The organism is Hyphomicrobium sp. (assembly GCF_019753045.1).
Taxonomy (GTDB): Bacteria; Pseudomonadota; Alphaproteobacteria; order Rhizobiales; family Hyphomicrobiaceae; genus Hyphomicrobium_B.
The window spans coordinates 45,307-65,689 of sequence record NZ_JAIELN010000019.1 but is presented as its reverse complement, the minus strand read 5'-3'; the positions used below and the strand labels follow the sequence as shown (position 1 = coordinate 65,689).

Below are 20,383 nucleotides of genomic sequence, written 5' to 3'. Positions count from 1 at the left end.
TCCGTTAGCGGCCGAATTCCGCTACAAGCAAACGGCTGGCGAAATACGCCTGCAAATTTTCTATACTATACCTTCCGTGCTTCCTTTGCGTCTCCGCGTTTTTCTGGATGGTCATGATGGCTCAAGCTGATTCCACGACCGCGTCTCAATCGCCGACGCCGTCGCTTCACCCCGTTGCAATCTCCGAGCTCCGCCCGACGCAAATGACCGTCGGCATGCGGGAGGTCGAGCAAAAACGACAGGACTGGCGCGGTCTCGCGCCAACCAAGTCGGGCCAATTCCTTGGCCGCCACATGATACCCGTCGTGCGCGGTCCGAAAGGCCGCTATTACGTCGTCGATCATCACCATCTTGCGCGTGCGCTGTATGAAGAAAAGGTCGAGCAGATTCTCGTCTCGCCGGTCGCCGATCTCCGCGCCCTCGAGAAGGATGAGTTTTGGACGTTCATGGACAATCGCGGCTGGATGCATCCCTTCGATGCCGACGGCCAGCGCCACCCCCGCACTGCCCTACCCAAAAGCGTCGCAGATCTCGTAGACGACCCCTATCGCAGTTTGGCGGGCGAGCTGCGGTTCGCGGGCGGATACGCCAAGGACACGACGCCCTTCAGCGAATTTCTCTGGGCCGACGCGCTGCGCCGCCGGGTCGACCCAAAGACAGCCAAAGATGATTTCGAAACGGCATTGCAGAAATCGCTTGAGTTCGCCAAGAGTCCCGACGCCGCCTATCTGCCGGGATGGTGCGGCCCGCACGCGAGAACGTAGACCAAGGCCATGAAGTCAGAAATCGAGGGGAAAAAAGCCGTGGTGGCAGCCGAACAGCACGTCGTCGAACGATTGAATTGGCTCCGCGCCGCCGTGCTCGGCGCAAACGACGGCATCCTCTCCACAGCGAGCTTGATCGCCGGGGTCGCGGCCGCCGATTCCTCACCCAAAGCAATTGTAATTGCGGGCATAGCGGGGCTCGTCGCGGGCGCCCTCTCGATGGCAGCGGGCGAGTACGTATCCGTCAGCTCGCAAGCCGATGCCGAATCCGCGGACCTCGCGCGCGAACGCAAAGAGCTTGTCGAACAGCCGGAATTCGAACTGCAAGAACTCGCGGATATCTACGCAAAACGCGGCGTCGAGCCGGCGCTGGCCCGTCTGGTTGCCAAACAGCTCATGGCGCACGATGCCCTCGGCACCCATGCGCGTGAAGAGCTTGGTATTTCAGAAGTGACGATCGCCCGCCCGATCACCGCTGCCCTTGCCTCGGCGGCGTCATTCGCTGTTGGCGCTTCAGTGCCGCTGCTGGCCGCGATTGCAGCCTCCGGTGGTCGCGTGACGTTGATTGTAACCGTCGCCTCGCTCATATGCCTTGCGGCGCTGGGCGTGGTGGGAGCCCGCATCGGCGGCGCCAACGTTTGGCGTGCAACCGTGCGGGTCACCTTCTGGGGAGCGCTCGCAATGGCTCTGACGGCAGCTATCGGCCATCTTTCAGGGTACGCGGTTTAAACTTCTTCGGCTTGCCCTCGAATTCCCCGCCACCTATCGAGGAGGGCTCTAGCGACGGGAACTGCCGTAATTGACTATGCGGCCGGTTCGCCGTCGCCATAGCGCAGCACCTTGACGTTCTCGAGCGTGACGAGACCGCTTCCCATCAGTTTCTCGAGCTCCGGCAGAAACGCGTGGATTTTCTCCTTGGAGTCCACGATCTCTATGATGATCGGCAAGTCTTCCGATAAACGCAGCACTTTCGTCGTGTGCAGACGGCTCGATTTGCCGAAGCCCATAGGCCCCCTCAAGACGGTCGCACCGGCAAGATGCATCTCGCGCGCCTTGAGGACGATTGCTTCGTAAAGGGGCTGACGGCCGGCCTTGTCGTCCTCGCCGAAAAAGATCCGGAGCAGCACGGCATCGCGAGGGATCTGCATGGTCACACCCATTTCAGCGAATTGACGTGGACGGCAGCGACGTGCCCTAGCCAAACCCCGACAAGGCAAAGGAAAACCGACGCGCCGATATTGAGAGCAGCATATAGCCACTGCCCGTCATTCATCAGATTGAGCGTTTGCAGGCTGAACGAGGAGAATGTCGTGTAGCCGCCGCACAGTCCAATCATCATGAATTGACGCGTCGTGCTCGATACGAACAGGCGTCCATCAGGCCCAGTCAGCGTCGCGATAAATCCGATGGCGATCGACCCGGTAATATTGACGATCAGCGTGCCCAAAGGAAATGTTTCGCCTGCAAGGACCGCGATCACGCCTGAGAGCCAGTAGCGTCCCACCCCGCCGATAGCACTGCCGATGGCGATCCATATATAGTTTTGCATGATCGAACCGATTTGGAGCTGATATTTCCCCTAGCGGCGGGATAAAGGTGCCGCGTCGTTAACGGAGTGGCGATCGGAAAGAAGACAGAAGTCAGAGTAGACGGCCGAAGTCAAATCGGCCGGGTGGTGCTGCCTAAGGCCACAGCCGGCGATCGGCAAGTCGGTCCTGACAACGTGACCCTTGACCTCCGGATAAAATCAGGGCTCACCCTTACTCATGAGTGTTGAAACAATCAAAGTCGCCGAGGGCGAGGACGATATGCGCCTCGACCGCTGGTTCCGTGTGCATTTCCCGGAAGTCGGCTACACGTATCTGCAAAAGCTTTTGCGCTCCGGCCAAATTCGCATCGATTCCAAACGCGCCCAGGCCAACGACCGCGTGCGCTCCGGATCGGAAATCCGCGTGCCCGCCATCATCCGCCAGCCCAAGAAGGCGGCACCCGGATTGCAAGCGCCGCCCGGCGTCTCCAAGGGCGACCGCGACCTGATCGAGAAAATGATCATCTTCGAGGACGAGCACGTTCTCGTTCTGAACAAGGTGTTCGGCTTGGCCGTGCAAGGCGGCACCGGCACGAAGAAGCACATCGACGGAATGCTCGAAGGTATGGCGGACCGTTTCGGCGGCGAGCGCCCGCGCCTCGTCCATCGCCTCGACCGCGATACGACCGGCGTGCTGCTCGTTGCGAAAACCCGCGAAGCCGCCGCGAAACTCGGCAAGACGTTTCAAACGCGTTCCGCAGCAAAAACCTATTGGGCGCTCGTCAAAGGCGTGCCGAAGCCGCCGCAAGGCAAGGTCGAAGCCGCGCTCGTCAAAGCCTCGGGTCCTGACGGCGACCGCGTGCGTAAGGCGAAGCCCGGCGAGCAGGACGTCGCCATGCACGCGACGACGCATTATTCCGTTATCGATCGCGTCGCGCACAAAGCTTCATGGGTATCCCTAAAACCCGTAACGGGCCGCCAGCACCAATTGCGTGCGCATATGCATCTTATCGGCCATCCGATCGTCGGCGACAACAAGTACGAAGGCGACGTCAACATGCCGGCCGAAAACATCGAGAAGAAGCTGCATCTTCACGCCCGCCGCCTCGTCATTCCGCACCCTAAGGGCGGCAAGACGATCGACGTCACTGCACCATTGCCCGCGCACATGCGAGCGACGTGGGAGCTTTTGGGCTTTGATGAAGAGAAGTTCGAATAGCGGAAGAAAGCAGCCATGATGGAAGACGTCATAAGGTTCATTCTTTCGAATTTTACCCTCACGTTTCTCATCATCGGCCTTCTGTTCTCGCTCGTCGCGATTGCGCGCGCACCAAAGCCCGTCACCGCAGCAGTCGTGGTCGAGAAGCTGATCTGCTGGCACGTCTTCTGGTCGATCGGCGTTTGCTTCTTCTACAACTTCGTGATGCATTCCATCTTCGGGAAGACGGCCGCCGCTTTCATCGGCTGGGCCGATAGTCCGTTTCAATTTGAAGTGGGCACAGCGAGCCTTGGCTTCGCCGTCGTCGGTTTTCTTGCCGCGTTCCGGAGCTTCGACCTTCGTCTGGCCGCTATCGTAGGACCGGCACTGTTTGCCCTCGGCGCGGGATTCGGACACATTTACCAGATGGTGACGGCGCATAATTTCGCGCCCGGCAATGCGGGCGTGATCTTCTATTTGGATTTCCTCATTCCGCTTTTCGGCTTTTTGCTGCTCTGGCTCCAGCATCGCCTCGGGCGCCCCGCTGCGTCTGAAAAAGTATTCCACGCACACGGACGAAACGCCTAGGGATGGAACTCGACAAGCTCGTCGCATAAAAGGTGGCCCAATGCTTGAGCTGAGACCAACCTGTGAGCACTGCAATCGAGCCTTACCCCCGGAATCGACCGAGGCGCGCATCTGCTCCTACGAATGCACGTTCTGCGCGGCGTGCGTGGAGGGTGTCCTGGAAAACGTATGCCCCAATTGCGGGGGCGGGTTTGCGCCGCGGCCGGTCCGTCCATCGGTAAACTGGCGGGGCGACAACTATCTTGGGAAGGACCCCGCCAGCACCGTGATCAGGCACAGGCCGGTGGATATTGCCGCGCACGCGAAATTCTTGTCCGAAATCAAAAAGATACCGCCCGAAGAGCGCTGACGTTGCACACCGTCGCGTGCGTCGCTAAATACCCCGCATGAAGCTCGTAGTTTTCGATTGCGACGGCACGATCGTCGATAGCCAGGCTGGCATCGTGCTGTCGATGGATCACGCATTCTCATCGCTGGGTTTGGTTGCCCCGACGCGGGCGGCTACGCTCTCGGTCGTCGGCTTGTCGCTGCCTGAAGCCTTTGCTGCTCTTGCGCCCGATCATGACCGCGCAACGCGAGCGGAACTCGCCGAACGCTACAAGTCGGCCTTCCGTGATTTGAAGCACGATCCGTCGGAAACCGAGATCCTGTTCCCTCTCGCCAAGGAAACGATCGCGCAACTTGCGTTGCGCGACGATCACCTTTTGGGGATAGCGACGGGTAAGTCGCGCCGTGGCGTCGACCGGCTGTTCAGTCGCGAAGGCTGGCACGAGAGCTTCTCGACAATTCAGACTGCGGACGATCATCCGTCGAAGCCGCATCCTTCGATGCTGCTCCGCGCCATGCTCGAAACCGGCACGACGCCCGATCTCACCGTTATGATCGGCGACACGACTTACGACATGGAGATGGCGCGCGCCGCGGGAGTGGCAGCGATCGGTGTCGCCTGGGGCTATCACGAAGTCCCCATGCTGACCGAAGCGGGCGCGCATGTGATCATCGAACGCTTCGAGGATCTGCCCGCCGCAATCGAACACGTATTGGCGACAGAAAGATGCGAAGCATGAGCACCGGGAACGGCAAGGGTGAAGCTGGCGGCACCGGCGCGGATCGCCCTTCGGGAGGCCCTCGCAGTGCGATCACCGATAGTCTCAAGAAACCGCTCCCGAAGCGCTTCTACAAAGATGTGAGCGTCGGAGACGTTGCGCCGTTTCAGGTTCTTCTGGATGGCCGCGCGATCAAAACGCCGAAGAAGCGGCCGCTTGCCCTTCCAACGCAAGCGCTGGCCGAAGCCATCGCAGTCGAATGGCGGGAACAGGCCGACGTTATCGATCCGGCAAAGATGCCGCTGACGCGCTTCGCCAATACGGCGATCGACGCCGTCGCCGATACGCTCGAAGCGGTCGCAGCCGACATCACCGCTTATGCGGGAAGCGATCTCGTCTGTTACCGGGCAACGATGCCTCCGAAACTTGTCGAAAGCCAATCCGAGCATTGGGACCCGATCGTCGCCTGGGCGAACACGACGCTTCCAGCGCATTTCGAGGTCGTGGCGGGCGTCGTGCATGTTGCCCAGCCAGAAGCCTCGCTCGCCGCATTCTCGAAGGCTTTACCGCACGACGCCTTCCGGTTGACGGCGCTTCATGTGCTGACGACGTTGACGGGATCGGCTCTGATAACGCTGGCCGTGTTCCGGCAGTGGCTGAGCCCCGACGCCGCGTGGAAAGCCGCGCACGTCGATGAAGATTATCAGATCTCGGTCTGGGGCGAGGATGCCGAAGCCGCTGCGAGACGCCGCGGCCGCAAAGCCGAATTCGATTCCGCAAACCGCTTCCTGGAACTGACTGCTTCGGCGTCCTAAGGCGCGCGACGGCGCGTCTGCGTTAAGCGGCTAGCAAGCACCTTGTCTATTCGCCGGCCGTCGAGATCGACGACCTCAAATCGCCATCCGTTGATATCCGCGTGCTCGCCGGTTTTCGGGATATGCTGCAGCTTCGCCAGCACAAACCCCGCGACAGTCTCGTACGAACGGTTTTCCGGAAGCTCGGTACCGATCTTGTCGGCCATTTCGTCGACCGGCATGGACCCCGACAAAAGCCAGGAACCGTCGTCGCGTTCCACGGCATGCGGCTCATAACCTTCGGCGTCGGATTTGAAGACGCCCGCGATCGCTTCCAGGATGTCGGCCGGCGTCACCAGGCCTTCGAATTCGCCATACTCGTCGTGTATCAGCGCCATCGGCACTTCCGCATTCCGCAATACCGATAAGACGTCGAGCGCCGACGTCGTTTCGGGAATCATCGGCGCTTTGCGGATATAGGCAGCGACCTCGAACGGTTTGCCCGCAAGAAGTCCGGCGAGCAGTTCGCGCGTCTGCACCACGCCGATCAATTTGTCGGTCGAGCCTTCGCCGACAGGCAACCGCGAGTGCGGTGTGGAAATCAGCCGCTCTTTCATGTCTGCTTCGGACGCATCGATATCGATCCAGTCGACGTCCGTTCGGGGCGTCATGAGGCCGATGACGGCCCTGTCAGCCAAGCGCATGACGCCGGAGATGAGCTCGCCTTCGCCGCTCTCGAGCACGCCAGCGGTCTCAGCCTCGGAGATCAACGTCTTGATCTCTTCGTCGGTGACCCGGCTTTCCCTTTCTCGTGAAAGTCCCAAAACGCGGAAGACCACTTGGGTCGAGCTGTCGAGCAGCCAAACCACCGGCGCCGCGGCACTTGCGAACGCCGTCATGATCGGCGCCACGACGCAGGCGATGGCCTCGGAATTGCGGAGCGCCAAAGTCTTCGGCACCAGTTCGCCCACGATGACTGAAAGATAGGTGATGGTCGCAATAACGATACCGAACCCCACCGGATCGGCCACCGCAGTGCTAAAGCCGAGCTCCTGCAGGTAAGCCGACGCATTTTCACCGAAGGTCTCGCCCGAATAAGCACCGTTGATGATGCCGATCAGGGTGATCCCGATTTGAACCGCAGATAGGAAGCGCCCGGGATCGGCAGAGAGCGCCAGGGCGCTCTGAGCGCCGCGCCGGCCTGAGTTGGCCATGGCCTGGAGGCGCGGACGCCGGGCGGAGACGACCGCCAGCTCGGAAAGCGCAAAAAGGCCATTGAGGAGAATGAGGCTCAGAACAATCAGTAGTTCGGTCACGCGATGCACGGCTGACGGATCGCGTCCAAGCCACTCCAAGCTATTGAAGAACCGAATTTATGGCGTCGCGGACGGCAAATCAAGGGCGGGGGCCGCCGTTGCCCGATCGGAATATTTGGTAATCGGCGAGTTGCACGCGAGACCGGCTTGCTCTTAACGCGCATTTCGCGCCAACATTTCCCACACTGATTCGGGGTGACGGAACCGACACTCATGCTCAATGCGCCACGCATTCCAGAGCTCGCGCAACGCGACCGGTTCATCCGCCGGGCGGTGGCCGAAGGTCGCGTGCTAACCCTCGCCGACGAAGAGATCGCTTCCGTTCCCTCGCAGAAAGTTTCGGGGCGCACGGTCCAGCTCTTCTGGTCGAGCCCCATCGAAGCCGAGCGCTGGGCCGAGGCGCTGGCCGGCAACGGCAAGCTTCAGGACATCACGCTCGAAGTCTTCGTGACCGACATCCTGCCGGGTATCGCGACGGCGAAAGGCTTCGTCGGCACCGATTGGGTTTCGGACCCGATTGAGGCCGAGATCGATCCGCGAGATCTCATCATCCGGCTGAAGTTGGAGGCCGTGCCTCTTTACGCCGCCGCCGCCCGCCAAAAAGGCGAGGTCTATTACGTTGGCGGGGAGGACAGCCCCATGTTGACGCCGGGCACGGAGAAGCCGCGGTCGGCCGAACGGCTGCACGTCTTCTCCGCCCGTTCCGACGCCGAAGCCCACATGAAAAAGCTGGCCGGGAAGCGCGTCGTCGCCGATCCGATCGCCGACTTCGTGGGCTCGACGTTGGCTTGGGCGGCCGGACGAGGGCATGCGATCGTGATTGAGCCGATCCGAGGCGCCGGCTTCGTTGAGGTAAAGATCGCAGATCTGGCCACCCGTCTTGCCACTGACCCGGCCTCGCACCCCTGAAAAACGGCTGATTTCAAGCCTGAGGCGACTGCCGGAACCCCATCCCGGGGCTCGCGACAACTCACCGTTTGCGCTGCATCGGAGCCATGCTAGAGAGCCGTTCCAGCATATTTCTCCCGAGCCAGCCCAGGGGTTCCATGAAAGACATTATCGATGAGCTTGAGAAGCGTCGCGACAACGCCCGTCTCGGCGGTGGCCGCGCCCGGATCGACGCCCAGCACGCCAAAGGCAAGCTGACGGCGCGGGAACGCATCGAGCTTCTGATGGACGAAGGCTCGTTCGAAGAGTTCGACATGTACGTCGAGCACCGCTGCACCGACTTCGGAATGGAAAAGACGAAAGTCCCGGGAGACGGCGTCGTTACCGGCTGGGGCACGATTAACGGCCGCGTCGTTTACGTTTTCGCCAAGGACTTCACGGTCATGGGCGGCTCGCTCTCAGAGACGCACGCCAAGAAGATCACCAAGATCCAGGATATGGCGCTCAAGAACCGCGCGCCGATCGTCGGTGTTTTCGATGCCGGCGGCGCCCGTATTCAGGAGGGTGTCGATGCCCTCGGCGGTTACGGCGAAGTATTCCAGCGCAACGTTCTGGCATCGGGCGTCATTCCCCAGATCTCGGTGATCATGGGCCCATGCGCAGGCGGCGACGTCTACTCGCCCGCGATGACCGACTTCATCTTCATGGTGAAAGACACGAGCTATATGTTCGTCACCGGTCCCGACGTCGTCAAAACCGTCACGAACGAGAACGTGACGGCGGAAGAACTCGGCGGCGCCAAGGTTCACACGACGAAGTCGTCGATCGCCGACAAGGCATACGAGAACGATCTCGAAGCGCTCCTGCAGATGCGCCGGTTGATGGATTTCCTGCCGTCGAGCAACAAGGCAGGCGTCCCTGAAATTCCGAGCCACGACAGTCCGGACCGGCTCGATCACTCGCTCGATACATTGATCCCGGACAACCCGAACAAGCCCTACGACATCAAGGAACTGATCCTGAAGGTCGTCGACGAAGCCGACTTCTTCGAAATCCAGGAAGCCTTCGCGAAGAACATCGTCACGGGCTTCGCGCGCATGCAAGGCTCAACCGTCGGCATCGTTGCGAACCAGCCGATGGTCCTCGCCGGCGTTCTCGACAGCGACGCCTCGCGAAAGGCCGCCCGCTTCGTTCGCTTCTGCGACTGCTTCGATATCCCCATCGTAACCTTCGTTGACGTGCCGGGCTTCCTGCCCGGAACCGCTCAGGAATATGGCGGCTTGATCAAGCATGGCGCAAAGCTGCTCTTTGCGTATGCGGAAGCGACCGTGCCGAAAGTGACCGTCATTACCCGCAAGGCCTACGGCGGCGCCTACGACGTGATGAGCTCGAAGCACATCCGCGGCGACGTGAATTACGCATGGCCGACCGCTGAAATTGCCGTCATGGGTGCCAAGGGCGCGGCGGAAATTCTCTATCGTTCCGAGCTTTCTGACCCCGTGAAAATCCAGACTCGCATCGACGAATATAAAAAGCGCTTCGCGAACCCCTTCGTTGCGGCCGAGCGCGGCTACATCGACGAAGTCATCACGCCGTCAGCAACGAGAAAGCGTCTCTGCCGCGCGCTGAATATGCTGCGGAACAAGACCCTCGAGAACCCGTGGAAGAAGCACGACAACATTCCGTTGTGACGCTTCCCTGACATCGCGAGCAGACGAAACGTTGATGTCATCCTCGGGCTCACCCCGAGGATGACATTTTATTTTGTGCGCTTGGCGATCTCGTAAATCTTACAAGTCGACCCACACGCCGCTGCGCCAATAGCCGTGGCCCTCGTGCTCACGCCATCTGTGGTGCGCAGCGTCGGATTCCCGCCACTTCCAGCCGTCCGGATGCACCTGAAGATGCAGATCCGGGGAGTATTTGTGGCGCTCTTTGACGTGCCAGCAGTCGCCGTCACCGTTGCAGACGATATCGGCCGATGCCGTCGTCGCCGTGAACGCGAGCATACTAGCGCCCAAGAGTGCAGCCGTTGTCGCAAGCTTCATTCATCATCTCCTTTGCGGTCTGCGCAACCTCAAAGCAAACCTGCTCGCGGCGTTATGGTTTCAACGCGTTAACCAGTTTCTCGGGCGACGATCGAATGCGCCCGAAAAGATTGGAAGATCGGGTTTTGCTCGAATGGATGATGCCCGCCGCAATCGACACCTCAATGAGTTCCGGCGCCGTGTGCGACCAAAGCGGCGAGCTTCTTGTCGAGATCGAGCGCCGCATCGAGCAGCGGCTTGTTCTCCTCGATGACCATAAGAGACGACGGCAACACGTACGTTATCGTCGAGCCTCCGCCTTCGGGATTGTCCGTCACGAGCAGCTCGACGGGCGCAAAAAGCCCTGCGGTGATGTCGTGACGGATCATCGTGATCGCCAACAGCGGATTGCCGAGGATCCATCGCACGGCCCGCTGTTTGATGCCGTAGATCGGCAGCCAGCCGCTGTGATCAATGACATGAAACAGCATGAAGCCGCTTTCACCAACGAAACGCTCTTCGACTTGTCGAGCGAATTCCGCTTCGCTGGGCTGTGACTTCGCCAACGCCAGGATGTCGGGAACGGTGGAAGATCCCATGACGCCGCGAAGCCGGTTCAGCACGTCGTCAATACCACGTGGGGTCCGAACGACGATGCGCTTGCCGGTGAACGGAAGTGTTTCCATCTTGGCCTCGGCCTTCATTTTCAAGCGCTCCTCAGTTCGCTAGAAACGCATTTACGTCGGCTGCGAACTCCCCGTGGTGCTGCCAGAGGAAGCCGTGTCCGGCGTCGGGGTAGATCTTCACCCGGGCGTTCGGAATGAGGCCGCCCATCAGATGGGTAAGGCGCGTCGGACACATGTAATCGGCGTCGCCGTTCGCGACGAACGTTGGCTGGGTAATGGCCGCGAGGCGCTCCAGCTTGTTGTGGTCCGGGATGCCCCATTCCACCACCGCATCGTACTGCGCGTCGCGCGTAGCAAGTGTTCCGGGAGCGTCGCGATCCTTCCGCTCCATGAAGCGGCCGAGATACTCGTTGCCCTTCGCTTGGCTGGTCGGCGTCTGCTTGAACATGATGTAGAGCAGGGTGCCCGCGCCAGGATTATCCGTATGCGTGGCATCATAGATGTCTTGCCGCCAACCGTGAAGGCCGGGGCCGCCCTGCGGCGCGGTTCCTGCCAGAACGAGACGGCGGACGAGGCGCGGACGCGCAAGCGCGATGTCCTGCGCGATGAAGCCGCCGAGCGAAAACCCGAGAACGTCGATTTTGCGAAGTTTCAGCGCGTCTATGAAGGTCAACGCATCGCGCGCCATCTGCTGGACCGTGCTCGGCGTAGTGCCGCTGGTTGAGCCGACACCGGTATTGTTGAAGATGATGACCTCGCGCTCGGCCGCGAGCGCGTCGAGCAACGCCGGATCCCAGAAATCAAGCGTTCCCGTAAAATGCTGAAATAGAACGAGCGGAACGTCGCCCCCATTGCCAAAACGGCGATAGGCGTAGCGAACGCCGTTGGCGCCCTCGATTGTCTGCGTTGCAACTGTCGTCGCGGTCACTTTGCCGAGCATGAAACATCTCCGATAATATTACTGGCATATGCCAGCAATGAAGGGCGGATACGGACGAAAATCAAGCGCATTTTCATCGCGGTCAGACATTCACCAAAGCCACACACGATTTAGGCGAAGAAAATCAGTGGCATATGCCTTGAGATTTTTTTGCCGTTACGCCAGATTGTTTGGCCGAGGTTCCAAATGACACGCGAGTGCAATAATTCGATGCTCCGCCGCGCCAGCCGCATGCTGGGGCAGGTCTATGACGACGCGCTCGCGCCAAGCGGTCTCCGCGCAACTCAGTTCGGACTGCTGGCCCAAATCGACATCATGCGAGAGCCGGCGCTCCGCGAACTCGCGGCGGAAATCGTCATGGACTTGTCGGCACTGAGCCACACGCTCAAGCCGCTGATCCGTGATGGCTACGTCGCCTTGGTGCCCGACAAGAACGATCGCCGCGTCAAGCGCGTGACGCTGACGAAGGCCGGCCGGAAAAAGCTCGAGCAGACGAGCAAGCTTTGGGCCGATGCGCAACGGCGTTTCGAAAAGACGTTTGGCGATAAGCGAGCAGCCGATCTTCGCGCTGTCCTCGAAGAACTATCGTCCGAGGATTTCCGAAGGGCGTTTACGGGTAGTCCTTAACGCTGCAGCGGCATCAGCTGGAACTTGGTCCGTACAGGGTTTGCAGTTCCCCATTGCGGTGCAGAAATTGACCCTCCACGCCCACGGAACCCGATGAGTCCGGCGTGCGTTGCCTCCTCGAATGAATTGATATGGAGGACCACATGGGTGGTAATCTGATTTATTACGCGATCGTTTTTCTAATTGTCGCGATCGTTGCCGCTGCCCTCGGCTTTGGCGGCGTGGCGGGCACCGCGATGTCTGGCGCGCACCTGCTGCTGGTGGTTGCCGTCGTGTTCATCGTTGTGGGCCTTCTCGCAAGCGTTCTGAGGAGAGGCGTTTAGATATCTTTGGTGACGAGCCAAAGGTGCGGTTGTTCGATGGAACCGCTCGAGGCCCCGGCGCAGCAGTGTGCCGGGGCCTTGTTTCCTATGTCCCAATTCAATCTCGAGCTAATTCGAAGTGGGTCTAAGCATCGCGTAGCCAGCCGCTTTGCGAAACCGCTCCCTGCGCGCCTTCGACATGAACAGCATTTGTATGATGACTATCGCTTTGCCGACCGGCGGTATCTCGATCGGCCTGCCGAGGCGGTCGCCTTCCTCGCCTAAATAGCGCAGTTCGTCTGTGCGCCAGCCGCGGGTTTCGAAGAACCCGAACCAGTCGGCTGGCTGAAATCGGAAGGGCGCATTCTTCAATCGTCCGGCCATCATCCGCTCGCGCGTTTTGATCAGTTCCGGCGAAAAGAAGTCGACGATCCAACCTGCGGCACGATCGAGAGTTCTGAGATCTTCGGCGAGGGCCCCTGCTTGCTCGGGGGTCAAATACGGAATGACCCCTTCGGTCAGAACGAGCAACTTCCCGGCTTGCGCATTCGTCGAGGCAAAGAGCCGTCGCCGTGCGTCGTCGTCCGCCAGGTCGCATTTGATGCGCTTGAGCTTGAAACGCGGCGTTTCTGCCGAGAGCCGCTCTTCCTTGTACGCAATCACGTCGGGATAGTCGGCTTCGATCCATTGAAACGAAGAGGGGAGATCCATGCGATACGGACGCGTGTCCAGCCCCGCGCCGAGATTGAGAATGGTGTCGACGCCTTGAGCGACGGCATCGTGAATGAAATCGTCGATGATGCGCGTCCGTATCGCGATGACCCATGACGTCATGAAGCCCCGGGGCATGGAGTCCGCGATCAACTTTCCCCGGTGTCCCGCGAGGATACCTGCGAGCGGATCGCGAAAAAGCGCATCGTTCCGGCTCGTCTCGATGCTCCGGTAATGCGCGACCCAGAAAGCGGTATCAGAGACGTTCTCGATAATGGTGTTCGTCACGAGGGTTTGCCCTGATCAATATGCGGCGCGATTCTTTATTCCCAAATTCCCGTGACGATTTTGCGTTCAAACCCCTCAAATCATGCGTAAATCATCTTCACAGTCATACCGCCGTCGATGGTGATGTTCTGCCCGGTCATGAAATCGGCGCTGTCCGCAAGAAACAGGCACGCCTTGGCGATGTCTTCCGGTACGCCAACGCGGCCGACTGGGTGCTGATCGTTGTCGGTCTTCGAATGGTGAGGTTTTTTCGCTCGCCCCGAGAATTGCCAGTCGCTCGTCTCGATCCAGCCCGGGCTTATCGAATTCACGCGAATGCCAGCGGGGCCGAGACTGATCGCCATGCCGTGCGTGAGCGCGGAGATTGCACCCTTTGACGCTGTATAGGCTTCTGTGCCTGGCTCCGACATGAAAGCGCGCGTCGACGAGATATTGATGATGGCGCCGCCGTGCTTGTGCTTCACCATTTCTCGCGCGACGGCTTGCGAGCAAAGCACCGTGCCGCGGACGTTGACTGCCTGCACGCGATCGAATTCCGCAATCGGAAGTTCGAGGAACGGCCGATTGGCGAGGATGCCCGCATTGTTGACGAGCACATGCGGACAACCAAGGTCTTTGACGGTCCGGGCGATCCAGCGCTGAACGTCGATCTCCTGCGATGTGTCCGCGCGTTCGTAGAGGCACCGTGCGCCGAGGTTTCGAATATGCGCCGCCGCTTCCTCGCCGGCATCCTCCGCGGGATCGGCGATCGAGACGGCATATCCCGCTGCGGCGAAGGCATAGCTGATGGCACGGCCGATGCCCTGAGCACCGCCTGTAATTGCAACGACCTTTGCGCTCATGTGTGAAATCCCGATTGGCTGCGGACGCGGCGATGTGCATTGACGCGCAGTGAATGACGCGAGTTGCGTGAATGCGTCAACGAAGTTCGAGCGTTGCCGGCATGCCGTACTTGGGCGGCAATGTGATTTGCGGCTTGATATCGATCACCGCGTCGGGGGCAATCGTAAACCCGTATTTTTGCCCGACGGCCGCAAGGACAATCGCCGCTTCCATCGTCGCGAAATGGCTTCCGATACAAAGGCGCTGGCCACCACCGAACGGGTAATAAGCGAATTTCGGGAGACGCGTCGCCAATCCATCGAGCCATCGCTCCGGCAAAAACCGCTCGGGTTCCGGAAAATATTTTGGATCGCGGTGACTGACCCATTGGCTCATCAGGATCGTATAGCCGCGCTTGACGCGGTATCCGCCGAGTTCGAGATCAGTCGTCGCTTCGCGGCCGATGGCGTAGACGGGAGGATAGAGCCGCATCGCTTCATTGATGACTGCCGCAGTGTAGGGGAGGGCTGCGAGGTCACTGGCTGTCGGAGTTCGTCCGCCGAGCACGCGAGCCCACTCGTCGGCGAGTTTCCGTTCGGCGCTCGGATGTTGCGAGAGGAGATACCAGCTCCAGGTCAGCGTCAGCGCCGTCGTTTCGTAACCGGCGAGATAGAGCGTCATCGCTTCGTCACGAAGCTGTTGGTCGGTCATCCGCGAGCCGTCCTCGCGCTGGGCCATGATCATCGTTGAAAGCAGGTCGTTGCCAAGCGGGCGAGATCTCCCCCGCGCGATGAAGTCATCGATGAGATCTATGACGCGCGCGACGGCGCGGCGTATCTTGATGTTGGCCGGAGTAGGAAAAAAGATCGGTAGAGTGAAAGTCGCGTCGAGCCGTATAGTCAGGAGATCGAAAGCCTCCATCAGACTTCGATAGACGCCTTCGTGATCGCCCCGGTCATCGAGGCCGAAAAGCGTTTTGAGGGCGATGGCGCTTGTCAGTATGCTGAATTCGTACTCGAGATCGACAGCCTGACCGGGAGACCATTTCGAAACCATCGCGTTCGCAAGCTCGGCCATGATCGGCGCGTAGGACAGCACTTGCGCCTTGAGGAATGCCGGCTGCATGAGGCGGCGTTGGCTGAGCCAGAAACCGCCTTCACTCGTCACGAGGCCGTTGCCGAGGATGGGCTTGAATGCGCGAGCACCGAAGTGCTTGATGTAGTGGCGCGCATCGGTGACCAGAACCTGCTGGATAAGCTCTGGATCGCTGACGAGAAAGAGGCGCCACCGGCCGGCACGAAAACTGGCGATGGAGCCATATGTCCGCGCAAGGTCGAGAAAGAAATCGACGCGGCGCGGCCCGATCTGGGAGATGTTGCCTCCGATCAGGGTGCCTTTGGGACCCGGCGGAAGCCCAGCTTTTGCAATCGTAATGGACCTGCTCATGACGGCACCGTCCCAGCAGAAAACTCCGGCGATCAGAAGAACACGACCCTCTTCTGAATATCGAAGGCCAATAGAATTTAAAAAAAAATCGAGATAGCCGCCGACTGCGTCCGCTATCTCTGTCGATGCAAAATATCCGGTTTTGAGCGCCGCGATGCAAAGGAAAATTACATGGCCCCTGCGTCCTTTGCTGCAAGCCCGCCGATGGCGGACCAATCGAGATTGTCGCCGCCGTTGGCGAGCAATGTCAGAAAGCGATCCCTGAGCAGGCTGGCGATCGGCAGAGGGACACGCAATTCCTGGCCCGCAGCCAGAGCAAGTTCGATGTCCTTCAATCCAAGCGGAGCCGCAAAGCCCGCGGGCTGGAACTTGGCGTCGGCGAGCAGTGTCCCGTAAGTCTTGTAGATTGGAGCGCCGAACAGCGTTGACGTCAGTACCTCGAGATACTGATGCTTATCGACGCCCGCTTTCCCGACGAGGGCCATCGCCTCGCCAAGCGATTCAATCACCGTTGCGATGAGGAAATTGCCGCTGAGTTTGACGATGTTCGCCGCTTCCGGCTGCTCGGAAATCGTGAACGTCCTTTGCCCGACGGCGTCGAGGAGAGGGGACACGCCTTTCAACGTATCGCTTTTTCCTGCGGCGACGACAAAGATCTTTGCGGCGGCGGCAGCATCCGGACGGCCGAACACGGGAGCCGCAACGTAGCGTTGGCCTCGTCTGCCGTGGTCATCCGCGAGTTTCTTCGATAGCGCCACGCTGATCGTGCTCGACGAAATATGGACGGCGCCCTGTTTCAACGACGCAAGCACGCCGTGGTCTTGGTAAACCACCTCCTCAACGGCCCTGTCATTTGCGAGCATCGTGAAAACGGCGTCGCCCTTGCACGCGTCTCCGGGCGTCAGGGCGACCTTCGCCCCTTTCGACGCCAGCGCGTCAGACTTTGCACGGGTCCGATTATAGACGGTGACATCGTGTCCGGCCTTGAGCAGATTCGCAGCCATGCCGGAGCCCATATGGCCCAGTCCGATAAAACCGACGTTCATGAAGCCTCGCAGCTGAGATGGTGCCTCTTGAGGGAGAGCATACGGCCCGTTTTTCGGCCGCTACAACGCGGAAAGGCGGCACCTAGCTTCGCCCAACCCGTCAAGCTCCCGAATAGACAATTAGGCCTTATGGTTTGTTCCAGAGCCGGCAAACGGAACCCTGCTTGAGGTAAAAAGTTGATCGGAAGCCAAAAAGTAGCGGTATCCAACCGGGCTCATGCGTGCTATCGACGACCCATCGAACTTTGGCCGGATATTGCGAGGCACTCCGCCTCTGGCGCAGCCAAGCGCACAGACGTCTTTCCAAAATCGAACTGAGGTCGGCGCACGCGATCATATTGACGCATGCGTCAGCCTCAAAAACTACGGCTTAAAAGGAACATTCTATGATCACGGGTACCGTGAAATTCTATAACGACCAGAAGGGCTTCGGCTTCATTGCTCCGGACCAGGGCGGAAACGACGTATTCGTGCACGCGACCGCTCTTGAGCGCGCCGGCATGCGCGGCCTTTCGCAGGGCCAGAAGGTCGCTTTCGAAACGGAAACCGATCGCCGTTCGGGCAAGATCGCCGTTAGCGTCATTCAGAACGCTTAAGTGACGTCCAGCTGCTGGTAGGGCCAAAAGTCTGGCCAGCAGTCACGTTTCGCTTTCGAGTTAGATGATATAAGGCCGCGGGTACGCATGCGTAATCGCGGCTTTTTGCATTCCCGGTCTCCGTCACGCCCGCCCGGGCTGTAAGCCGGGTGCAGTCTTGAGCTCCGCAATCGTCTTCCGGAGTTCCTCATTCTCGGCGCGCGCATAGGCATCCGCCGCATGCTGGCCAAGTTCCACGAGCATGTCCCGTTCGTTGGAATCGATATCGGTCCCCGACACGTGCGGGCCGTAAAGCATCACCGCATAGCAGTGGACGCGGTTCGCAGCCGGAACCGCCAGGATGGGCAAATCGAGCCCGCTCGGAAAACCCGCTGCCGTGGCTGCCGACTTATCGAGGCGGCTTGCCTCGCCTTGGCGCAGATTTTCCATTGTCGCGCCGCCGATGCGGAGATCGCGCACGGCTTTATCATCCCAGCCGGCACTGTTATCGAAGCGTCGAAAGGCCGTGTCCGTCTCCCGAAAGGTCGCCGCGGACGACAATTTCAACGCCCGCAGGACGCCGTCCGCCAGAAGCCGGTCGATCTCGGCCGGTGTCTTAGCACGCGACAATGCGTCTCCGATCGCTTTCGCCGACTTGTCGAGCGAGCGGTTAAAAAAGCGATCGGCCAGCTCGACCGACCATTCATGCAGCCGGCCGATGACGAAGAGAACGACGGCGCCGATGCCGAACCACGACCAGCCCGGCAGTTCGACGAGCTCATGCAGATGCTCCGCCTGCTGATGGAGAATGAGCGCCGGAACGCTCATCAACAGGGCGAGGAGGGTGACGCGCCGCAGCGGTATCGCGACACTCACGACGCGGTCGCGACGCACGGCTTCCACGACGAAGAGGCAGAGGACGCCGTTGAGCAGATAGAGAAGACCGGCAACGTCCTCCGACATTACGAGCCCGTTCCAGGCGGTCAGAAGCGTCGTGTACTCGTTGAGATCGGCAAGGACGAATGCCGGCAGCCCGATCAGACAGCCCCACATAACCCACCTGAGACGCTGATTGTCCTTGGGGGAAAGTGTTCGCCGTCTCGCCAGCAAGATGGCGACTGCCGTGATACTGACGATAATACCGAAGAGGATCGTCAGGCGGCTCACAAGCTCGGTTTGAAAGCCGAATGAGCTGCCGTAGGCCGTCATCAGCACGACCGCAACGACGGGAGTAAGCGCGAGAATGGCCCTCTCGAAACGCACCCACTGCGGCTGGATCGAGCCCGTCGGCGCCCGCATCACGAAGACGAGAAGACCCGCATAGCCCGCCGCTTGTGAAATGCTTCCGAGTGCGTTTTGCCCCAGAAGCAAAAGGGGCCAGCGCTGCAACTGCGCATAAAACTCGTAGGCCTGCCCGGGATTGTACCAGATCACATAGAGGAAAAAGCCCCACGTCATGCGGCTTGGCCGCGTCCAGACGAGCCAGCCGGTTCCAAGGATGACCGCAATGCCCGCGATCTGGTCGAGGAGCAAAACCAGACGAGCGTACCAATTCGTCGGGCGCGGCACGGCGATCAGCGTCACGTCGCGCGCGCCCTCGGTCGCTGTCGGGAGGAGGTCGATGGTCGTCTGCCGTCCTGGCAGCACATATTCGTTGCCACCGACGGATGTTATCGTGCTTGTGCAAACATACGGATCATAGGGGATGCAGCGCATCCGCGAGAAGTCGAGGCGATCTCCGGGGCGCACGCCCGCTTGCCAGGCAGGGGACTTGGCTTCGTTCTCGAAAGGCCCCCTGACGTCATAGATCAAGCCGTTGCTGTCGGCGTAAAATCCAAACGATCCAAGCGGACGCACCACGCGCGCAAAATCCGGCAGGATCATCGCGAGAGCCCAGACGAGCAGTCCGATAAGCAGCAGGCGGTGGCGTGTCATGGCAATCCACCGGATCTTGATATTGTTGGTGTGGGAAAAATAGCGGGCCCGAAGCTCATCTACGAGAGGTAAAATGACAGCGGCTCAAACGGCCAGAGGGCGCCAAATTTACGCTGATGAAGTTAATGATTTTGATTGTCGCGACGGCATCCGAAATGTGACGTACCGGTCTTAAGGCGGGAGGAAATTCATCGATGGAAATGCACTTACATCCTACCGCTCTCGATATCACGGTGCGTTTGATACTAACGCTGATTGCGAGCTTCTTGATCGGTCTGAACCGGGAGAGTGCCAGCCACAGTGCGGGGCTGCGCACCACGGTCCTGGTCGGCCTTGCCGCCTGCATCGCGACGAGCCAAGCCAACATCTTGCTCGGCCTTGCAGGCAAGACACCGGACACGTTCACGACCATGGACGTGATGCGCCTGCCGCTCGGCATCCTCACGGGCGTCGGCTTCATCGGCGGCGGCGTCATTCTGAAACGCGAAAATTTGGTCTCGGGCGTCACGACCGCTGCAACAATTTGGGCGGTGAGCGTCCTCGGCATCTGCTTTGGCGGCGGCCAGCTGATACTCGGCTGCGTTGGAACGGTTTTGATAATCCTGACGCTCGCGGCGCTCCCCTGGATCGACATCCGCATCCCCCGCGATCAGCGGGCGCAGCTCGTCGTTGCGTCGACCGCCGACCGTCCTCCGTTCCCCGACTTGGTCGAGCTTTTGCGCGGCTCGGGCTTCAGAGCGCGATTTCAGGGAGTAGATCACGTCAAGGAGCCGGGGCGCACCCTGCTCACGTTCGATCTCCGCTGGAGGCGGCCCGAAATCGACGAGCCGCCACTCGAGATCCTGAACAATCTCCATCCGGCCTATGAAGTGCGCTCGTTCGAGGTGATCAGAGAGGCACTGCACTGAATGCGTGC

At 60.1% G+C, this 20,383-nt stretch carries 24 protein-coding genes; 13 read left to right on the top strand and 11 right to left on the bottom strand.

The genetic code is table 11. The features are described 5' to 3' along the window. Positions 1–116 precede the first annotated feature (116 nt). Both K2Q04_RS18930 and K2Q04_RS18925 read left to right on the top strand, forming a co-directional pair. Positions 117–764: a ParB-like protein gene (locus K2Q04_RS18930; RefSeq protein WP_291166441.1), complete on the top strand. Its 648-nt coding sequence runs from the start codon at positions 117–119 to the stop codon at positions 762–764. A gap of 9 nt (positions 765–773) precedes the next feature. Beyond that, the gene (locus K2Q04_RS18925) at positions 774–1,493 is read left to right on the top strand and encodes a VIT family protein (protein WP_291166439.1); all 720 of its coding nucleotides are present in this window, start codon (positions 774–776) and stop codon (positions 1,491–1,493) included. A gap of 74 nt (positions 1,494–1,567) precedes the next feature. Here K2Q04_RS18925 and K2Q04_RS18920 read toward each other — a convergent pair whose 3' ends face one another. Both K2Q04_RS18920 and crcB read right to left on the bottom strand, forming a co-directional pair. Continuing rightward, entirely contained in the window at positions 1,568–1,912 is a 345-nt protein-coding gene (locus tag K2Q04_RS18920; RefSeq protein ID WP_291166492.1) for a DUF190 domain-containing protein, read from the bottom strand. 2 nt (positions 1,913–1,914) lie between these two features. Beyond that, a complete protein-coding gene (crcB, locus tag K2Q04_RS18915; RefSeq protein WP_291166437.1) occupies positions 1,915–2,313 on the bottom strand; it encodes a fluoride efflux transporter CrcB in 399 nt (132 codons plus the stop codon). Positions 2,314–2,530: 217 nt separating this feature from the next. On the opposite strand from crcB, the gene K2Q04_RS18910 reads away from it, so the two are divergent. From K2Q04_RS18910 to K2Q04_RS18890, 5 genes are read left to right on the top strand one after another with little or no spacing between them, the layout of a single operon-like run. Beyond that, on the top strand, positions 2,531–3,511 hold the full coding sequence (locus K2Q04_RS18910; protein WP_291166435.1) for an RluA family pseudouridine synthase: 981 nt from the start codon (positions 2,531–2,533) through the stop codon (positions 3,509–3,511). A 15-nt stretch (positions 3,512–3,526) separates the two neighbouring features. Next, positions 3,527–4,078 carry a DUF6790 family protein gene (locus K2Q04_RS18905; RefSeq protein ID WP_291166433.1) on the top strand — a complete coding sequence of 184 codons (552 nt, stop codon included), beginning with the start codon at positions 3,527–3,529 and terminating at the stop codon, positions 4,076–4,078. Positions 4,079–4,118: 40 nt separating this feature from the next. After that, positions 4,119–4,427 (top strand): DUF1272 domain-containing protein, encoded by a 309-nt coding sequence (locus K2Q04_RS18900; protein WP_291166431.1) that lies wholly within the window; start codon positions 4,119–4,121, stop codon positions 4,425–4,427. Positions 4,428–4,464: 37 nt separating this feature from the next. Beyond that, the gene (locus K2Q04_RS18895) at positions 4,465–5,145 is read left to right on the top strand and encodes an HAD-IA family hydrolase (RefSeq protein ID WP_291166429.1); all 681 of its coding nucleotides are present in this window, start codon (positions 4,465–4,467) and stop codon (positions 5,143–5,145) included. Continuing rightward, positions 5,142–5,939 carry an ATP12 family chaperone protein gene (locus tag K2Q04_RS18890; RefSeq protein ID WP_291166427.1) on the top strand — a complete coding sequence of 266 codons (798 nt, stop codon included), beginning with the start codon at positions 5,142–5,144 and terminating at the stop codon, positions 5,937–5,939. The genes K2Q04_RS18895 and K2Q04_RS18890 overlap by 4 nt, the downstream gene beginning before the upstream one ends. Here the strand turns inward: K2Q04_RS18890 and K2Q04_RS18885 are convergent. After that, complete coding sequence (locus tag K2Q04_RS18885; RefSeq protein WP_291166425.1) at positions 5,936–7,234, bottom strand: hemolysin family protein; 1,299 nt, start codon at positions 7,232–7,234, stop codon at positions 5,936–5,938. The genes K2Q04_RS18890 and K2Q04_RS18885 overlap by 4 nt on opposite strands. A 213-nt stretch (positions 7,235–7,447) precedes the next feature. On the opposite strand from K2Q04_RS18885, the gene K2Q04_RS18880 reads away from it, so the two are divergent. Together K2Q04_RS18880 and K2Q04_RS18875 are read left to right on the top strand one after the other, a co-directional pair. Beyond that, positions 7,448–8,143 (top strand): DUF2750 domain-containing protein, encoded by a 696-nt coding sequence (locus K2Q04_RS18880; protein WP_291166423.1) that lies wholly within the window; start codon positions 7,448–7,450, stop codon positions 8,141–8,143. Between the two features lie 137 nt (positions 8,144–8,280). Further along, complete coding sequence (locus K2Q04_RS18875) at positions 8,281–9,813, top strand: acyl-CoA carboxylase subunit beta (RefSeq protein ID WP_291166422.1); 1,533 nt, start codon at positions 8,281–8,283, stop codon at positions 9,811–9,813. Between the two features lie 99 nt (positions 9,814–9,912). Here K2Q04_RS18875 and K2Q04_RS18870 read toward each other — a convergent pair whose 3' ends face one another. The 3 genes from K2Q04_RS18870 to K2Q04_RS18860 all read right to left on the bottom strand — a co-directional run bounded on the left by K2Q04_RS18870 (position 9,913) and on the right by K2Q04_RS18860 (position 11,715). Further along, positions 9,913–10,170 carry a hypothetical protein gene (locus K2Q04_RS18870; protein WP_291166420.1) on the bottom strand — a complete coding sequence of 86 codons (258 nt, stop codon included), beginning with the start codon at positions 10,168–10,170 and terminating at the stop codon, positions 9,913–9,915. A gap of 161 nt (positions 10,171–10,331) precedes the next feature. Next, positions 10,332–10,853 carry a DUF302 domain-containing protein gene (locus tag K2Q04_RS18865; RefSeq protein ID WP_291166418.1) on the bottom strand — a complete coding sequence of 174 codons (522 nt, stop codon included), beginning with the start codon at positions 10,851–10,853 and terminating at the stop codon, positions 10,332–10,334. Between the two features lie 13 nt (positions 10,854–10,866). After that, complete coding sequence (locus K2Q04_RS18860; RefSeq protein ID WP_291166415.1) at positions 10,867–11,715, bottom strand: alpha/beta hydrolase; 849 nt, start codon at positions 11,713–11,715, stop codon at positions 10,867–10,869. A gap of 186 nt (positions 11,716–11,901) precedes the next feature. Here K2Q04_RS18860 and K2Q04_RS18855 point away from each other — a divergent pair, with 186 nt between their 5' ends. After that, positions 11,902–12,342 (top strand): MarR family winged helix-turn-helix transcriptional regulator, encoded by a 441-nt coding sequence (locus K2Q04_RS18855; RefSeq protein WP_291166413.1) that lies wholly within the window; start codon positions 11,902–11,904, stop codon positions 12,340–12,342. Positions 12,343–12,485: 143 nt separating this feature from the next. Further along, positions 12,486–12,665 carry a DUF1328 family protein gene (locus tag K2Q04_RS18850; protein ID WP_092868114.1) on the top strand — a complete coding sequence of 60 codons (180 nt, stop codon included), beginning with the start codon at positions 12,486–12,488 and terminating at the stop codon, positions 12,663–12,665. Positions 12,666–12,773: 108 nt separating this feature from the next. On the opposite strand, the gene K2Q04_RS18845 is transcribed toward K2Q04_RS18850, so the two are convergent. From K2Q04_RS18845 to K2Q04_RS18830, 4 genes are all read right to left on the bottom strand, one after another. Next, the gene (locus K2Q04_RS18845; protein WP_291166410.1) at positions 12,774–13,643 is read right to left on the bottom strand and encodes an SAM-dependent methyltransferase; all 870 of its coding nucleotides are present in this window, start codon (positions 13,641–13,643) and stop codon (positions 12,774–12,776) included. 80 nt (positions 13,644–13,723) lie between these two features. Beyond that, on the bottom strand, positions 13,724–14,485 hold the full coding sequence (locus tag K2Q04_RS18840; RefSeq protein ID WP_291166408.1) for a glucose 1-dehydrogenase: 762 nt from the start codon (positions 14,483–14,485) through the stop codon (positions 13,724–13,726). A gap of 76 nt (positions 14,486–14,561) precedes the next feature. Then, positions 14,562–15,911 (bottom strand): cytochrome P450, encoded by a 1,350-nt coding sequence (locus tag K2Q04_RS18835; protein WP_291166406.1) that lies wholly within the window; start codon positions 15,909–15,911, stop codon positions 14,562–14,564. A 167-nt stretch (positions 15,912–16,078) separates the two neighbouring features. After that, on the bottom strand, positions 16,079–16,957 hold the full coding sequence (locus K2Q04_RS18830) for an NAD(P)-dependent oxidoreductase (protein ID WP_291166404.1): 879 nt from the start codon (positions 16,955–16,957) through the stop codon (positions 16,079–16,081). A 386-nt stretch (positions 16,958–17,343) separates the two neighbouring features. On the opposite strand from K2Q04_RS18830, the gene K2Q04_RS18825 reads away from it, so the two are divergent. Further along, complete coding sequence (locus tag K2Q04_RS18825) at positions 17,344–17,553, top strand: cold-shock protein (RefSeq protein ID WP_045835921.1); 210 nt, start codon at positions 17,344–17,346, stop codon at positions 17,551–17,553. A gap of 123 nt (positions 17,554–17,676) precedes the next feature. Here the strand turns inward: K2Q04_RS18825 and K2Q04_RS18820 are convergent, their stop codons facing one another. After that, positions 17,677–19,467 carry a hypothetical protein gene (locus tag K2Q04_RS18820; protein WP_291166401.1) on the bottom strand — a complete coding sequence of 597 codons (1,791 nt, stop codon included), beginning with the start codon at positions 19,465–19,467 and terminating at the stop codon, positions 17,677–17,679. 194 nt (positions 19,468–19,661) lie between these two features. Between K2Q04_RS18820 and K2Q04_RS18815 the strand changes: the two genes are divergently transcribed. Then, the gene (locus K2Q04_RS18815; RefSeq protein ID WP_291166399.1) at positions 19,662–20,375 is read left to right on the top strand and encodes an MgtC/SapB family protein; all 714 of its coding nucleotides are present in this window, start codon (positions 19,662–19,664) and stop codon (positions 20,373–20,375) included. Positions 20,376–20,383 lie beyond the last annotated feature (8 nt).

Excerpts from the sequence above, each read along its gene's own strand:
- K2Q04_RS18815 (WP_291166399.1), top strand. The coding sequence starts at position 19,662 with ATGGAAATGCACTTACATCCTACCGCTCTCGATATCACGGTGCGTTTG.
- K2Q04_RS18875 (WP_291166422.1), top strand. The coding sequence starts at position 8,281 with ATGAAAGACATTATCGATGAGCTTGAGAAGCGTCGCGACAACGCCCGT.
- K2Q04_RS18840 (WP_291166408.1), bottom strand. The coding sequence starts at position 14,485 with ATGAGCGCAAAGGTCGTTGCAATTACAGGCGGTGCTCAGGGCATCGGC.
- K2Q04_RS18930 (WP_291166441.1), top strand. The coding sequence starts at position 117 with ATGGCTCAAGCTGATTCCACGACCGCGTCTCAATCGCCGACGCCGTCG.
- crcB (WP_291166437.1), bottom strand. The coding sequence starts at position 2,313 with ATGCAAAACTATATATGGATCGCCATCGGCAGTGCTATCGGCGGGGTG.
- K2Q04_RS18835 (WP_291166406.1), bottom strand. The coding sequence starts at position 15,911 with ATGAGCAGGTCCATTACGATTGCAAAAGCTGGGCTTCCGCCGGGTCCC.
- K2Q04_RS18865 (WP_291166418.1), bottom strand. The coding sequence starts at position 10,853 with ATGAAGGCCGAGGCCAAGATGGAAACACTTCCGTTCACCGGCAAGCGC.
- K2Q04_RS18860 (WP_291166415.1), bottom strand. The coding sequence starts at position 11,715 with ATGCTCGGCAAAGTGACCGCGACGACAGTTGCAACGCAGACAATCGAG.
- K2Q04_RS18850 (WP_092868114.1), top strand. The coding sequence starts at position 12,486 with ATGGGTGGTAATCTGATTTATTACGCGATCGTTTTTCTAATTGTCGCG.
- K2Q04_RS18910 (WP_291166435.1), top strand. The coding sequence starts at position 2,531 with ATGAGTGTTGAAACAATCAAAGTCGCCGAGGGCGAGGACGATATGCGC.
- K2Q04_RS18900 (WP_291166431.1), top strand. The coding sequence starts at position 4,119 with ATGCTTGAGCTGAGACCAACCTGTGAGCACTGCAATCGAGCCTTACCC.
- K2Q04_RS18895 (WP_291166429.1), top strand. The coding sequence starts at position 4,465 with ATGAAGCTCGTAGTTTTCGATTGCGACGGCACGATCGTCGATAGCCAG.
- K2Q04_RS18905 (WP_291166433.1), top strand. The coding sequence starts at position 3,527 with ATGATGGAAGACGTCATAAGGTTCATTCTTTCGAATTTTACCCTCACG.
- K2Q04_RS18870 (WP_291166420.1), bottom strand. The coding sequence starts at position 10,170 with ATGAAGCTTGCGACAACGGCTGCACTCTTGGGCGCTAGTATGCTCGCG.
- K2Q04_RS18920 (WP_291166492.1), bottom strand. The coding sequence starts at position 1,912 with ATGCAGATCCCTCGCGATGCCGTGCTGCTCCGGATCTTTTTCGGCGAG.
- K2Q04_RS18820 (WP_291166401.1), bottom strand. The coding sequence starts at position 19,467 with ATGACACGCCACCGCCTGCTGCTTATCGGACTGCTCGTCTGGGCTCTC.
- K2Q04_RS18830 (WP_291166404.1), bottom strand. The coding sequence starts at position 16,957 with ATGAACGTCGGTTTTATCGGACTGGGCCATATGGGCTCCGGCATGGCT.
- K2Q04_RS18855 (WP_291166413.1), top strand. The coding sequence starts at position 11,902 with ATGACACGCGAGTGCAATAATTCGATGCTCCGCCGCGCCAGCCGCATG.
- K2Q04_RS18925 (WP_291166439.1), top strand. The coding sequence starts at position 774 with ATGAAGTCAGAAATCGAGGGGAAAAAAGCCGTGGTGGCAGCCGAACAG.
- K2Q04_RS18880 (WP_291166423.1), top strand. The coding sequence starts at position 7,448 with ATGCTCAATGCGCCACGCATTCCAGAGCTCGCGCAACGCGACCGGTTC.
- K2Q04_RS18890 (WP_291166427.1), top strand. The coding sequence starts at position 5,142 with ATGAGCACCGGGAACGGCAAGGGTGAAGCTGGCGGCACCGGCGCGGAT.
- K2Q04_RS18825 (WP_045835921.1), top strand. The coding sequence starts at position 17,344 with ATGATCACGGGTACCGTGAAATTCTATAACGACCAGAAGGGCTTCGGC.